Origin of the sequence: Streptomyces sp. NPDC002476 (genome assembly GCF_042889785.1) — a bacterium.
Taxonomy (GTDB): domain Bacteria; phylum Actinomycetota; class Actinomycetes; order Streptomycetales; family Streptomycetaceae; genus Streptomyces.
Genome location: NZ_JBIARH010000054.1, coordinates 1 through 12,156 on the forward strand (window position 1 = coordinate 1; position 12,156 = coordinate 12,156).

Consider the following 12,156-nt stretch of genomic DNA (forward strand, 5'->3'; position numbering starts at 1 on the left):
CCTCGCCGCGTTGTCGGAACGTCCGCATACATCCAGTATGCGGACGCCCCTCCGCCTTGCGATGCACCACATCTGACGCCGCGCGCTGGTCCGCCACGGATTACGGGACAGCCCTTAGCCAGAACGTGCCGGTGGCGCTTCGCGAGCGCCCCCGGCCGGAGCCGTACGGGGGCGCGGGGCCCCGTACGGCTCCGTCCGCGGGTCGCGGCCGGGACAACGGTCCGGTGCCCGGGCGACGGCCTCGTCCCCGCGCGAGGGCCGGAGGAAGGCTCCGCCCGCGGACGGCGGCGCGTCGACGGTGCTCGGCGGCCGTTCAGCCCCACCACGGCCCCGTGCTCACGGGGCCGTGGCCCTTCGCGCGAGCCGTTCGCCGAGGACCACCCGGTCGTGCGAATCACTCGCATCCGCGGCCCGTCGCGGAGCCCGGGCTCCGGTACTTTTGGCCGGATGACGACGTATTTCCGCAACGAGCAAGCCGCGAGGGAGCAGCCGGCACTGATGCCCGTGCAGTCCCAGGAGGTGGACGAGGGCTACCGACTGGTCGATCCGAACGGGGTCCTGACGCCCACGGTGGAACACGTGCAGTGGGTGGACAACCACCCGTCGGGTCCGGACACCCACGTGGTCGTCTCGTTCGAGGACGGTACGGACATCGAGTTCCCGTTCGACGTGCCGCTGACCGCCGTCTGGTACGACGAGCGTCGCCCGGTGCGCGGGGCCGACCTCGCCTCCGCCGTCCCCGCTTCCTGGGGCAGGCCGCTCGACCGCTGACGTACGGCCGGACCGGGCCCGCGCCCGCCGGTTCGCCGTCGGCGCGGGCCCTTCGGATGTCGGGGGCGGGCCCGTCGCGGCACCGCCGCGTGTCCCGGGCCCGGACAACGTGATCCGTCCCGAACCGGCCATCGGGACCCGGCAATCCGGCTCTCCGGACCGAATCGCCCACCCGAAGCGATGTCCCACCCCCCGGCCCTCGGCGCGAATCAGCCGGTGTGCGACTTCCGTTGGTCCCGGAGCAACCTCGGGCACCATCCCACCGTCTTGATCAACAACAAAGCGGTTCGCCGCAAGAGACACCCTGTCCGAGAACCCCCACGAGTGCCCGGGTGCGACCACCAGTCAACTATGCACCGAGTGTATACACGATGTGCATAGAGTCACTGCCGGCGTCCCGGACGCGCGCGAAAGGCTTCCATGCACAGCAAGGCACTGGCACCCGAGTACCAGGGCGCCCTCACCAAGATGTCGGTGAACTCCTCACTCACGGACGTACTCGCCGAAGGACTACGGCACTTGAGGGAGGCCGAGCTCACCGGGTCGCAGCAGGAGGTGGCGCGCTGCGGGCTCGCGGTGGCCGAGGCGCACCGTCGGCTCGGCAACGTCGAGGAGGCGGACCGGGCATGGAAGGCCAGTTACCGGGCGGCCCGTTCGGCGGGCGACCAGGGGGCGATGGCATGGGCGCTGTGGAGCGGCGGGACGCTCGCCCGGCAGCGTGGTGAACTCAGGCTCGCATTCCGCCTGTTGGAGCTCGCGGCCGACATGGGCGAGCGCGGCGGGGACATCGTCGCGCGCGGGTACTCCCTCGCCGGTCTCGCGGAGACGGGGCGGATACAGGGCGACTACCGGACCGTCGCGGCCCTGCACGAAAAACTGCTGGCCGAGGCGCGCGCCCGGGGCGAGGCACGCCACACGGTCTGGGCCCTGGAAGGCATCGCCCAGATCCACCGCAACACCGGTTCGCTGGACAGCGCGCTGGCCATGTTCGAGGAGGCGGCCGAACTGGCCGGGGCCGCGGACGACCGGCGGGGCCGGGCCTGGGCCCTGCGCGGCATGGCCGACATCATCTCCCTGCGGGACGACCCGGAGCGCGCCCTGACCCTGCTCTCGGAGGCCGAACTCACGTGCCGCGAGATGAAGTTGTCCAGCGCCCTGGCGTACAACCACAAGATGCGCGCCAATGTCCTTTTCCGTGCCCGCCGTTACGAGGAGGCGCGCCAGGTCTACGCGCAGGCGCTCGACGAGTTCCGTGCCATGACCGAACCCCGGGGCGAGGCCCTGGCCCGGCTGGGACTGGTCAAGTCGCTCGCCCGACTCGGCCGCGCCCCGGACGAGACCGCCGCCGACCTGACCGAACTGCGCCGCACCCTGGACCGGATCGGCCTGCTCAACGCCCGCGAGATGGTGGACAAGGCGTTCGCCGAACTCGGTGTGGCACCGGCCGATGACGCGGACGAGAAGAGCGGGCGACGATGACCTCTCCGTCCGTGACGCGCGGGCCCACCGCACCGCAGATCCTCGGCCGCTGCCGCGACCTGGTCCGCCCGGAGCTCGCACGTGCCGTGCGCCAACTGCACCCGTGGCACGCGGAGATGGCCGCCTACTCCTTCGGCTGGGACACGGCGGACGGCAGCCCACCGCCGGGTTCGCAGGGCAAGGGGGTCCGTCAGGCCCTCGCGCTGCTCGCCGCCGAGGCCGCGGGCGCGCCCGCGGAGGAGGCCGTGGTCGGTGCGGTCGCCGTCGAACTGATCCATGTCTTCTCGCTCCTCCACGACGACATCATGGACGGCGACGAGACCCGCAGACGGCGCGCCACTGTCTGGAAGGCGTACGGGACGGGACCGGCGATCCTCGCGGGGGACGCGCTGTTCGCGCTGGCCGTGCGGACGCTGGCCGAGGCTCCCGGCCCGCACGGCGCGGCAGCGGTGCGGCATCTCGCCGCAACGCTGGCCGACCTGGTACGCGGTCAGGCCGAGGACCTGCTCTTCGAGTCCCGGCCCTGGACCGGGCCGGAGGCGGTGCGACCGCGGGAGTACCGGTGGATGGCCGAGCACAAGACCGGTGCGCTGCTCGGTTGCGCGGCGGGGCTGGGCGGTGTGCTCGCGGGTGCCCCGTCCGCGACCGTCGACGCCCTTGCCGACGCCGGCCGGCACCTCGGGGTCGCGTTCCAGGCCGTGGACGACCTTCTCGGCATCTGGGGTGATCCGGAGGTCACGGGCAAGCCCGTCCACAGCGATCTGCGCCGGCTGAAGAAGACGTACCCCGTGCTCGCGGCCCTCGCGTCGGACCGTCCTGCCGCCGGGCGTCTGGCGGTTCTCCTCGGCACCGGGGACCCGCTCGACGCCCCGGCCGCACGGCGGGCAGCCGGTCTCGTCGAGGAGGCTGGCGGGCGGGAGGCGACGCTCGCCGAGGCGCACCGGCACCTGGAGGGCGCGCGCCGCAGCCTGGAGGGCGTTCCCCTGGCCCCGGGCGCGCTCGACGAGATCCTCGCGCTGCTCCCGTTCCTCGTCGAACGGGCCGTGTGAGTCCGCTGCGGACGTCCGGCGGGAGGCCGTTGCGGCTCTCCGCACCCGTGCCCGGCACCGGTCTCGGACCGTGCCGGGGCGGGCACCCGCTCGGGGCGGGCCGGTCCCCCGCACCCCGGACGGACCTGCCCCCGACCGGTCCGGGTCACTCCTCGGCGGCGCCGCCGAGGAGTGATGGAAGGTGTACGAAGGATCGGCCGACCGCCGGGCCAGGTGGTCCTCGAAGGAGGTCTGCCGGCGCAGCGTCTCGCCCGCCCTGGTCCTGACCGCCTGTTCGCGTTCGGTGCACCGGATCGCGCGGGCGGCCGCCAGTACTTCCCCGGCGCTCGTGGCCGGGACGAACAGCACCCCGTCCTCGTCGCCCAGGACGATGTCCCCGCGGCTCACCGGGTGCGGGCCGCCCCGGGCCGTGGTGAGGTCCCCGGGCTCCCGATCGTCCAGCCGGACCGGGCCGCAGGGATGGCTGCCGTAACTGAACACGGGGACACCGATCCGCGCCAGTTCCGGGGTGTCCCGGTGCAGTCCCCACACCACCAGGGCCGCCACCCCGGCCGACTCGGCCTCAAGGACCGTCAGGTCCCCGACGCACGCCTCGTCCGTCCGGCCGCCGTTGTCGACGACCAGCGCGTCGCCCCGTTCCGCCGCATCGAACGCCTCCAGGAAGACGTCCACGCTGCCGTGGCGCCGCGTCGGCAGGGCCCGGCCGACGATGCGGTGCCCCGGCGTCACCGCGCCGATGCCCGCCGGTGCGGCACGCAGCAGGACTCCGGTACGGAGGCACGCGTCGGCCACCAGCGGCGTGGACAGGTCGTCAAACGCCCCCAGCAGCACGGTCTCCCTGCCAGTGTGCCGCCGTCCTCCGCTCGAACAGCGGGCGACGGCAGCGGGGTCGGGGCGCGATGCTACTGGGGGCGGACCGGGTCCTACCAGTAGTGCCGCCGCCCGCCCACGGCATGCCCCGCGGTGCCCAGGACCCAGAGGACGAGTCCGATCACGACCAGCACGATGCCGATGGTCCACAGAATCGAGATGCCCGTCACCAGGCCGAGGATCAGCAGAATGACACCAAGGACGATCATGGAGTCCTCCAATCACGCATCTCACTCCAGTATGCGCCGAACACCACGTCGGGGTGACGTGGAACGTCAGTGGCCGGACACCCCTCCCCCGGCCACCGGCCCGGACGCCCTCCCCCCTCGCGGCGCGAGCCCCGGGGCACGCCCGGGGCTCCGCCCGTAGGGTGACTTCCCGCGCATGTCGCCCCCCGAGCCCCGAACGACGCCGTCCCTGCTGGTACCAGCAGGGGAATGCCCAGGCCATCGCATCCGCAGCCCGACCGCACGGCCTCCGGCGGCCAGCCCGGAGCACGCCGGACGCGTCTTCGTGCCGCCCCCCGCCGGGCGCGGCGCGGATCGCCCGGCCCCGCGTCCCGGATCGCGCGCGCACGTCCCGCCCCGCCCCGCGGCGGTCGGCGCAAGCCACGGGTGAACCCCACGCTGCGGGTGTGCGCCGCGTACGCCTGGCGCATCCTCGTCGTGGGGGCCGTCGTTTACGCGGTCTTCTCCGTCCTGGGACGGTTCCACGAGGTGGCGGTGGCCGTCTTTCTCGGCCTTGTCGGCACCGCGATGCTGCGGCCCGTCGCGGACCTCCTCGCCCGTCCGCTGCCCCGGCCGCTGGCCGTCGCCCTGGCCGTGCTCGGCAGCATCGTCCTGGTCCTCGGTATACTCAGTCTCGTCGGCGAGGCGGTGGCGGGGGAAAGTGCGGGGCTGGAGCGGGAGTTCGGTGACGGACTCGAGCGGATCAAACGCTGGCTGGAAGAGGCACCGTTCCGGCTGGACCCACATGTGCTCGACGATCTCCAGTCCCGGATCGGCGAGTACCTCTCCCGTCATCGCTCCGTCGTCATCAGTACGGCCCTCAGCGGGGTGGGGCGACTGGTCGAGGTGGTGACGGTGTTCGCGCTCGCCCTGTTCTGCTCGGTCTTCTTCATCCACTCGGGGGACCGGCACTGGGACTGGTTCTGCGCGCAGCTCCCGGCGACGGCCCGGGACCGGGTGGAGATCGCGGGCCGGGCGGCCTGGCGGACGTTCACCGGGTACACCCACGGCATCGTCCTGGTGGCGGCGACCAACGCCGTCCTCGTCGGGCTGGCCCTGTTCGCGCTCGGGGTGCCGCTGGCGGTTCCACTGGCACTGCTGGAGTTCTTCGCCGCGTTCGTCCCGCTGATCGGCTCGCCGATCGCGCTCGCGATCGCGGCCGTGGTGGCCCTTGCGGCGAAGGGTCCGGTCGTGGCGGTCGTCGTCATCGCGCTGATCGTGGTCATCGGGCAGATCGAGGGCCATCTGCTGCATCCGATCGTGATGAGCTGGGCGGTCCGTCTGCACCCCGTCGTGGTCGCGGTCGCGGTGATCGGCGGCGCCATCACGGCGGGGGTGCTGGGTGCCGTGGTGGCGGTGCCGCTCGTCTCCGTCCTCTGGTCGGTCCGTCAGGCGCTGCGCCGGGCGGGCGGGACCACGCGCACGACGCGCTGAACCGCCCGCCCCGGCGCGCGCTCCCCGCCCCGCCGACCCGGGCACGCCCGGCGCCGCCCCCGACGGGACGCCGCGACCCGACGTCAACGCGGGCTCAGGTGTCCCCGCCTCACCTCCGGGCCCTTGGCGCGTCGACGTGCGCCGTGCCGTCGGCGTCGACGCGGATGTCGAACCGCCCGACCGCGACTTCGAGCCCCTCCACCCGCAACGGCCGGTACCCCTCGGCGAAGGCGGGCACGACCGTGAGTGTGCCGCCCGGCACGTCGGCGGAGAGGCCCAGCACCGAACGGAGGACCAGCACGGCGGAGGAGAGAGGCGGATGGGGTCTCCCTCCTCGAAAGCAGTTGAGAGCTCGGGGAAGGGGCGTCGGTGACCGGCGACAACGCCGGAGGCGGAGTCGCAGGGCGTCGGGAGCCCGCTCTCTATCGCGGGTGAGGTCGTTAGACTCGGCGGATGGCGAAGTACTTCGACGTGCACCCCGAAAACCCCCAGCAGCGCACCATCCGGACCGTGGCCGAGAGCATCCGGTCGGGAGCGCTCGTCGCGTATCCGACGGACTCCTGCTACGCGCTCGGATGCCGGCCGGGCAGCCGTGACGGGCTCGAACGGATCCGGTCGGTCCGGCATCTCGACGACCGGCACCACTTCACCCTCATGTGCCGGGACTTCGCGCAGTTGGGACAGTTCGTCCACATCGACAACGACGTCTTCCGCGCGATCAAGGCGGCGACGCCCGGCAGCTACACGTTCATCCTCCCCGCGACGAAGGAGGTGCCGCGTCAGCTGTTGCACCCCAAGAAGAAGACGGTCGGCGTCCGGATCCCCGACCACGTCGTCACCCAGGCGCTGCTCGCCGAGCTCGGGGAGCCGCTGCTCTCCAGCACGCTGCTCCTGCCCGACGAGGACGAACCGCTGACGCAGGGCTGGGAGATCAAGGAACGGCTCGACCACGTGGTGGACATCGTGGTCGACTCGGGCGACTGCGGCACCGAGCCGACGACCGTCGTCGACTTCTCCGGCGACGAGGTCGAGGTCGTGCGCCGGGGGGCCGGTGACGCGACCCGCTTCGAGTAGCGGAACCGACGGCCGCCGCCCCCGGCGGCTGTCCGGTCACCCCTGTCCCCCGCTATCCGGCCGACAGGTGCCACGGGCACCGGCTATCCGGCTGGTGGGGGCGGGCTCACGGCGGTTCTCGCGGCGGAAAGGAAGGCGAGCTTCGCCTCCACGAGGTCGTCGGGCGTCTCGTGCCGGCGCAGCCGGTCGACGAGGTCCTGGGCCGCGGCGGCGACCTCGGCCGGCCCTTCCAGGAGGACCGTGCCCAGGGCGCGTTCCAGCACTCCGTCGTCGTCCCCGCGCCCCCGGCCGGTCCGCTCGGTCAGGATCCGGGCCTCCGCCGCTTCGAGGAAGCGCACTTAGGTCTGGCGCCGTAGAGCGAGCACGCGCACGGCCGCCTGCTCCTGAAGCGTCATCCGGACCGTCTCCAGGAGCGCGTCGGCCTGCCGTTCACCGGCCCGGCGTGCCGCTTCGGCCTGCCGGATCCCCGCGTTCCGGGTGAACCATCCTGTGGCGACGCTGCCCGCGATCGCCGCCCCCGCGGCGATCAGTGCGATTCCGAGCTCACTCATTCCGCCATCCTCGCGATCGCCCCGGATCCGCGCACCGCACTTGCCGAAGGTGCGGTACGGATCACTTCCGTCCGGCCGGAAGCCGTCGCGCGGTACGATCGGACCATGTCGCTCGACGACGCGAACCACCTTCCCCCATCTGCGGAAACGCCGGATCCAAGCGACCGCTGCACGATAGAATGGAGGCTTGGGTGGACGGGCGACGGGCGACGGGCGACGGGCGACGGGCGACGGGCGACGGGCGACGGGCGAGAGGTCCGTATTGCTGGCCGCCCGGTCGGCGGTGGCCCTGTACCGCCTCCTGGACACCCTCCTCGCCTTCTCGGGCGATGAACGGCTCACCCGCCTCTTCACACTGGTCCCCGGATCCGACTTCGACATCGACACCCTGTCCGTGATCGACGCCGTCAAGGGCCGCGTCCTGCCGTGGGAGGAGGCGTGCCGGCGTACGTACGACCTGGTGCTCGCGGCGAGCCCCAAGGGCGAGCTGGACCGGCTCCGCGGTACGCGCGTGCTGCTCCCTCACGGGGCGGGGTTCAACAAGTCCATTCCGGGCGAGGGCCGCGCCGACTCCGCCTCCGGACTGGACCCCCGGTACCTGGCGCCGAACGAGGACGGCACCCCGATCACCCTGCACGCCCTGGCCCACCCCGACCAGGTCGCCCGGCTGGCCGCCGTCGGCCCCGAGGCCGCCGAGCGCGCCAGGGTCATCGGCGACCCCACCCTGGAACGTGTCCTCGCCTCCCTGTCCCTCCGCGACCGGTACCGGGCGGCCCTCGGCACCGGGCCGCGCACCCTGCTCGTGCTCGCCTCGACCTGGGGTCCGGATTCCCTGCTCCACCGGCGTCCCGGTCTCCCCGCCGAGCTCGCGACTCATCTCCCCCACGACGAGTACCAGTTGGCGCTGATCGCATCCCAACGAACGGAGCCGACTGGGCGAGTACGAACTGACCGAGCGTCTGGCGCCCGCGCTGGACGCCGGCATGGTACTGACGGCTCCGTACGAGGACTGGGCATCCGTCCTGATCGCCGCGGACGCGCTGATCACCGATCACGGCTCGACGGCGCTGTACTACGCGGCGGCCGGTGACCGGCCGGTCGTGCGCGTCCACCGCGGCGGCGGCGAACTGATCCCCGGCAGCCCGATGGACACCCTCCTGGGAGGGATACCGGAACTGGGGGACGCCCGCGATGTGCGCGAGGCACTGGCCGCGTACCGGCCGGGGCCCGGACGCGACGCGGCGCGGGCGGCGTTCGACCGCTGCGGCGAGGCACTGGACCTGTTGCGGACCGAGGTGTACGCCCTTCTCGGCCTCGCCCCGCCCCGTTTCGGCGCCCCGCCCCGACTGCTGCCCTCCCCCGCGGGCGCCGCCCGCGTGCCCGCCGCGTTCGACGTCCACGCCGAGGTCTCCGGCACCGCGATCCGCATCGACCGGCGCCCCGCCGGGCTCGGTACGCCCGGGCACCACCTGGCGGTGGAGCACGGTGCCGCCCGGGAACGGCTCGCCCGTGCGGCCGGTCTGCTCTACCGCCGCGTGCTCCCGCCTGCCGCCGTTCCGCCGGACGCGGCGTGGACGGCGTCCGGGTGGACCCGGCACGCCCTCTCCGAGTACCCGGGCTGCCGCACGGCCGCAGCCGTGCTCTCCGCCGAGCTGTGCGTGCTCGCGCTCCGCGGCGAGGCGCACGCCCGTGCCGTGCTGGTCGGGCCCCGGTCCGAGGACGGTCGCGTCGTGCGCGCCGACCCGGCCGCCGCCCTGTCCGCTGTCCACACCTGGTTGTCCGGCCGGCCCGGCGGGCCCGAGGACGAGGTGCGGCTGACCTGTCGCATCGGCGACCGGGCGTTCTCCGTCCTGGTCCGCCCGGCCACCGACGAGGAGTCCGGGCGGCTGCTCTGAGGAGAGTACGCCCAGGCCCTGTCGTTCTACGGCAGGCGGCAGTTCGAAGAAACGGACTAGGGCGTGTTTCGAAAGTAGCGTCGTCCGCCCGAAGGGCGGGGCCCGCGGCGTCCGGTGCGGTGCGTCGCAAGGCGGAGGGGCGTCCTCGTACTGGGCGTACGTGGACGATCCCGACAACGCGGCGAGGCGCCGTGCCAGACGCCGCGGGCCGGACGGGACGTTCGAAACACGCCCTAGTGCCGCTCCCGGCACTAGCTCTCCTCGCGGCCCAGGCCGTTGCGGTTCCGGATGGCATCCGCGGCGGCGCGGTGCTCTTCGGCCTCCGTGTCCCGTCCCTCGTCACGGGCCAGTTCCGCGAACGCGTCGAGGACTCGAACCTGCTCGAATTCCGAGCTGCGTCGGCGTGCCATCGCCAGCGCCTCGCCGTACAGCCGACGGGCCTCGTCGGTGCGGCCCAGCCGCCGCAGGACGCCGCCGAGCACGAAGCCGGTGCGCGCGGTCATCCGCTCGCGGTGGTCCGCCACGGCTGAGTCGTACGCCTCGGTCAGCAGGCGCTCCGCCTCCTCCAGGTCGCCGAGTTCCGCGCTCGCCTGCCCCATCCGGTAGGTCTGCAGCAGGACCCCGTAGGGGTTGGGGATCGTCCTGTGCACCTCGCGGGAGCGAGCGAAATCGCCGATCGCCGCGTTCCAGTCCCCGCGCGCCGAGTTGAGCATGCCGCGGAACTCGATCGTCGAGGCGTGGAGCTTGCGGTCCCGGACCGAAGGGCCCAGCAGATCGACGGCCGCCAGCGCCCCCGCGATCTCCCTCCCGGACTCGTCCAGTCTTTCCGATTCCCACAGCGGCCGGGCCAGCTGGCAACGCATCCGCACCACCCAGGCCGCGTTGCCGGAACGGACGGCCGAAGCGGCGCCGAGTCGGAAGACCTCGGTCACATCGGACTGGTGGGGGTGGTCCAGCGCGTATGTCCACACGGGCTCGCACAGGGCCACGGCCTCGGCGTCCAGCTCCTGTCCGTGGGCCAGGCGCACGCACGCGTACAGCGCGTGGCGTTCGGCGTGCAGCCAGCGGGCGGCACGCTCGGAGCGCCCGGACCGGACGGCCGGGTCGACGGTCTGCGCCGGGTCCTCCAGCGGCACGTCCGGTGCGCCGGGCACGGGATCGAAGAGGTCCGCGACGACCAGGCGCGGGCCGGCCGTGTACCGGTCGGCGAGCTGGGCCTGCCGTACGTACCAGCGCACCACCCTGGTCCGTGCCTCGGCCGACTCGTCCCGCACGTCGTGGTCGCGGGAGCGGCGCCGGGCGTGGGCGTGCAGCGGGCCGGGCAGGCGCATCCGGCCCGCTTCTCCCCGCCGCTCCGGGGCGAGTTCGAGTAAGCCGGCCCGGTGCAGCTCCTCCAGCGCGTCCTGTCCGGTCCCGGGGCCCCGTCCCAGCAGGGCGGTGGCGGATTCCGTCGTGAAGGTGGGGCCGGGGTGGGCGGGCAGCAGCCGGTAGAGCGCGGCCGCCGGGCCGGACAGGCCGCGGTAGGCCGTGTCCCAGACGCGTTCCACGCCGGGCGACACCCCCTTCTCGTCCAGCTCCGAGCGGAGGTCGGCGACCAGGCGGTCGAGCGGCCGCACCCGGTGGGCACGGACCCAGCGCCCCACGACGTGCAAGGCCGCGGGCAGACCGTGGCAGAGCCGCACCATGCTGCGGGCCGCCTCCGGATCGGCGGTCAGGCGCTGGTCCCTGACGATCAGTTCCAGGAGCTCGGTCGCCGCGGGGTCCGTCAGCGCCGGCAGCGCCATGTCGACGGCGGCGCCGTCCTCCAGGTCGTACAGCGGACCGTGGCTCGCGACGACGACCAGGCTGCCGCCCGACGCCGGCAGCAGGGGAACGACCTCCGAGGCGTAGCGGGCGTTGTCCACGACGACGATCAGCCGGCTGTCGGCGGTCTTCTTCCAGTACTGGCGGCACCGCGCCCTGAACTGGCGTTCCAGCAGATCCGGCGGCACGTCGAGGGAGTCGAGCAGCTGCGCCAGCACCTCGCCGGGGTCCAGCTCGCCGCCCGTCCGGTAGTCGTCCAGGTCGACGGTGAGCACGCCGTCCGGGAAGCGGTCGCGCAGGTTCCGGGCGAGGAGGAAGGCCAGTTCGGTCTTGCCCAGTCCGCCCGGTCCGGTCAGCGACAGGACCAGGGGCCGTGAGCGGCCCCGCCATTCCTCGACGGCGCGGAGAGCAAGCTCCCTCTCGTCCTCGCGGTTGACGAAGTGCACCGGCTCCGGCGGCAGTTCGACCCTCATCCAGGCTCCGATCCGATGGTCCTCACCCGACACTACCCCGATCGGCGCCGTGGCGTCCGGTGCCCGGCCCGCTCCGTCACGGCGGGCCCGGCGGTCGTCCGCGACGGACTCAGCGGTCGTCCTCGGTGTGCCGGGCGGGCCCCGCCCGCCGGGCGGAATCGGGGCGCCGGGCGGGGGCGGCGGTACTCACCGGCAGGAGGGCGGCCCAGCGGGCCGCCTCCTCGCACTGCTCCTGGCGCCGGAGCAGCCACGAGCGGACGGCCAGGGTCAGGGTGGCGGAGAGTCCGGCGGACCCGACCGCCACGGCGGCCCAGGGGGTGAACGGTGCGAGCAGCAGGAGCATCGTCAGGCCTGCGGTCGCCCACCCGGTCAGCACGGCGGCCGCGGCGGGCCGCCGTGATTCCGGGCGGTCCTGCGCCGCGCGCAGGTCGATGCACGCGGGCAGGTACCAGACGTGCCCCGATACGCAGATCACGGCGACGCCGAGCGCCAGGACTCCATGGGACATCGGTCATCTCTCCTTCTGGGAA

13 protein-coding genes and 1 pseudogene are annotated in these 12,156 nt (G+C 73.5%); 7 read left to right on the forward strand and 7 right to left on the reverse strand.

Features of this window, described 5'->3' with window-relative positions:
* The first annotated feature begins 447 nt into the window (after positions 1 to 447).
* From ACFYXM_RS33395 to ACFYXM_RS33405, 3 genes are all read left to right on the forward strand, one after another.
* Positions 448 to 771, forward strand: coding sequence for a hypothetical protein (locus tag ACFYXM_RS33395; protein WP_389295135.1), 324 nt, complete (start codon positions 448 to 450; stop codon positions 769 to 771).
* Positions 772 to 1,191: 420 nt separating this feature from the next.
* Entirely contained in the window at positions 1,192 to 2,250 is a 1,059-nt protein-coding gene (locus tag ACFYXM_RS33400) for a tetratricopeptide repeat protein (RefSeq protein WP_389295137.1), read from the forward strand.
* Positions 2,247 to 3,299: a polyprenyl synthetase family protein gene (locus tag ACFYXM_RS33405; RefSeq protein WP_389295139.1), complete on the forward strand. Its 1,053-nt coding sequence runs from the start codon at positions 2,247 to 2,249 to the stop codon at positions 3,297 to 3,299. The genes ACFYXM_RS33400 and ACFYXM_RS33405 overlap by 4 nt, the downstream gene beginning before the upstream one ends.
* Before the next feature lie 177 nt (positions 3,300 to 3,476).
* On the opposite strand, the pseudogene ACFYXM_RS33410 reads toward ACFYXM_RS33405, so the two are convergent.
* Positions 3,477 to 4,127, reverse strand: a pseudogene (locus tag ACFYXM_RS33410) (RraA family protein); the annotation flags it as partial.
* 95 nt (positions 4,128 to 4,222) lie between these two features.
* Positions 4,223 to 4,378, reverse strand: a complete 156-nt coding sequence (locus tag ACFYXM_RS33415; RefSeq protein WP_389295140.1) for a DUF6131 family protein — start codon at positions 4,376 to 4,378, stop codon at positions 4,223 to 4,225.
* Positions 4,379 to 4,606: 228 nt separating this feature from the next.
* Here ACFYXM_RS33415 and ACFYXM_RS33420 point away from each other — a divergent pair, with 228 nt between their 5' ends.
* Positions 4,607 to 5,830: an AI-2E family transporter gene (locus ACFYXM_RS33420; protein ID WP_389295141.1), complete on the forward strand. Its 1,224-nt coding sequence runs from the start codon at positions 4,607 to 4,609 to the stop codon at positions 5,828 to 5,830.
* Between the two features lie 109 nt (positions 5,831 to 5,939).
* Here the strand turns inward: ACFYXM_RS33420 and ACFYXM_RS33425 are convergent, their stop codons facing one another.
* Positions 5,940 to 6,131, reverse strand: coding sequence for a hypothetical protein (locus ACFYXM_RS33425; protein ID WP_389295143.1), 192 nt, complete (start codon positions 6,129 to 6,131; stop codon positions 5,940 to 5,942).
* A gap of 152 nt (positions 6,132 to 6,283) precedes the next feature.
* On the opposite strand from ACFYXM_RS33425, the gene ACFYXM_RS33430 reads away from it, so the two are divergent.
* Positions 6,284 to 6,904: an L-threonylcarbamoyladenylate synthase gene (locus ACFYXM_RS33430; protein WP_389295145.1), complete on the forward strand. Its 621-nt coding sequence runs from the start codon at positions 6,284 to 6,286 to the stop codon at positions 6,902 to 6,904.
* Between the two features lie 83 nt (positions 6,905 to 6,987).
* On the opposite strand, the gene ACFYXM_RS33435 is transcribed toward ACFYXM_RS33430, so the two are convergent.
* Together ACFYXM_RS33435 and ACFYXM_RS33440 are read right to left on the reverse strand one after the other, a co-directional pair.
* Entirely contained in the window at positions 6,988 to 7,242 is a 255-nt protein-coding gene (locus ACFYXM_RS33435; protein ID WP_389295147.1) for a hypothetical protein, read from the reverse strand.
* Positions 7,243 to 7,455, reverse strand: a complete 213-nt coding sequence (locus tag ACFYXM_RS33440; protein ID WP_389295149.1) for a hypothetical protein — start codon at positions 7,453 to 7,455, stop codon at positions 7,243 to 7,245.
* A gap of 187 nt (positions 7,456 to 7,642) precedes the next feature.
* On the opposite strand from ACFYXM_RS33440, the gene ACFYXM_RS33445 reads away from it, so the two are divergent.
* Positions 7,643 to 8,545, forward strand: a complete 903-nt coding sequence (locus ACFYXM_RS33445) for a hypothetical protein (RefSeq protein WP_389295151.1) — start codon at positions 7,643 to 7,645, stop codon at positions 8,543 to 8,545.
* Positions 8,439 to 9,350: a hypothetical protein gene (locus tag ACFYXM_RS33450; protein ID WP_389295153.1), complete on the forward strand. Its 912-nt coding sequence runs from the start codon at positions 8,439 to 8,441 to the stop codon at positions 9,348 to 9,350. The genes ACFYXM_RS33445 and ACFYXM_RS33450 overlap by 107 nt, the downstream gene beginning before the upstream one ends.
* Before the next feature lie 251 nt (positions 9,351 to 9,601).
* Here the strand turns inward: ACFYXM_RS33450 and ACFYXM_RS33455 are convergent, their stop codons facing one another.
* Both ACFYXM_RS33455 and ACFYXM_RS33460 read right to left on the reverse strand, forming a co-directional pair.
* On the reverse strand, positions 9,602 to 11,626 hold the full coding sequence (locus ACFYXM_RS33455) for a tetratricopeptide repeat protein (protein ID WP_389295154.1): 2,025 nt from the start codon (positions 11,624 to 11,626) through the stop codon (positions 9,602 to 9,604).
* 109 nt (positions 11,627 to 11,735) lie between these two features.
* Positions 11,736 to 12,134: a hypothetical protein gene (locus tag ACFYXM_RS33460; protein WP_389295156.1), complete on the reverse strand. Its 399-nt coding sequence runs from the start codon at positions 12,132 to 12,134 to the stop codon at positions 11,736 to 11,738.
* Positions 12,135 to 12,156 lie beyond the last annotated feature (22 nt).

Excerpts from the sequence above, each read along its gene's own strand:
- ACFYXM_RS33395 (WP_389295135.1), top strand. The coding sequence starts at position 448 with ATGACGACGTATTTCCGCAACGAGCAAGCCGCGAGGGAGCAGCCGGCA.
- ACFYXM_RS33400 (WP_389295137.1), top strand. The coding sequence starts at position 1,192 with ATGCACAGCAAGGCACTGGCACCCGAGTACCAGGGCGCCCTCACCAAG.
- ACFYXM_RS33405 (WP_389295139.1), top strand. The coding sequence starts at position 2,247 with ATGACCTCTCCGTCCGTGACGCGCGGGCCCACCGCACCGCAGATCCTC.
- ACFYXM_RS33415 (WP_389295140.1), bottom strand. The coding sequence starts at position 4,378 with ATGATCGTCCTTGGTGTCATTCTGCTGATCCTCGGCCTGGTGACGGGC.
- ACFYXM_RS33420 (WP_389295141.1), top strand. The coding sequence starts at position 4,607 with ATGCCCAGGCCATCGCATCCGCAGCCCGACCGCACGGCCTCCGGCGGC.
- ACFYXM_RS33430 (WP_389295145.1), top strand. The coding sequence starts at position 6,284 with ATGGCGAAGTACTTCGACGTGCACCCCGAAAACCCCCAGCAGCGCACC.
- ACFYXM_RS33440 (WP_389295149.1), bottom strand. The coding sequence starts at position 7,455 with ATGAGTGAGCTCGGAATCGCACTGATCGCCGCGGGGGCGGCGATCGCG.
- ACFYXM_RS33450 (WP_389295153.1), top strand. The coding sequence starts at position 8,439 with ATGGTACTGACGGCTCCGTACGAGGACTGGGCATCCGTCCTGATCGCC.
- ACFYXM_RS33455 (WP_389295154.1), bottom strand. The coding sequence starts at position 11,626 with ATGAGGGTCGAACTGCCGCCGGAGCCGGTGCACTTCGTCAACCGCGAG.
- ACFYXM_RS33460 (WP_389295156.1), bottom strand. The coding sequence starts at position 12,134 with ATGTCCCATGGAGTCCTGGCGCTCGGCGTCGCCGTGATCTGCGTATCG.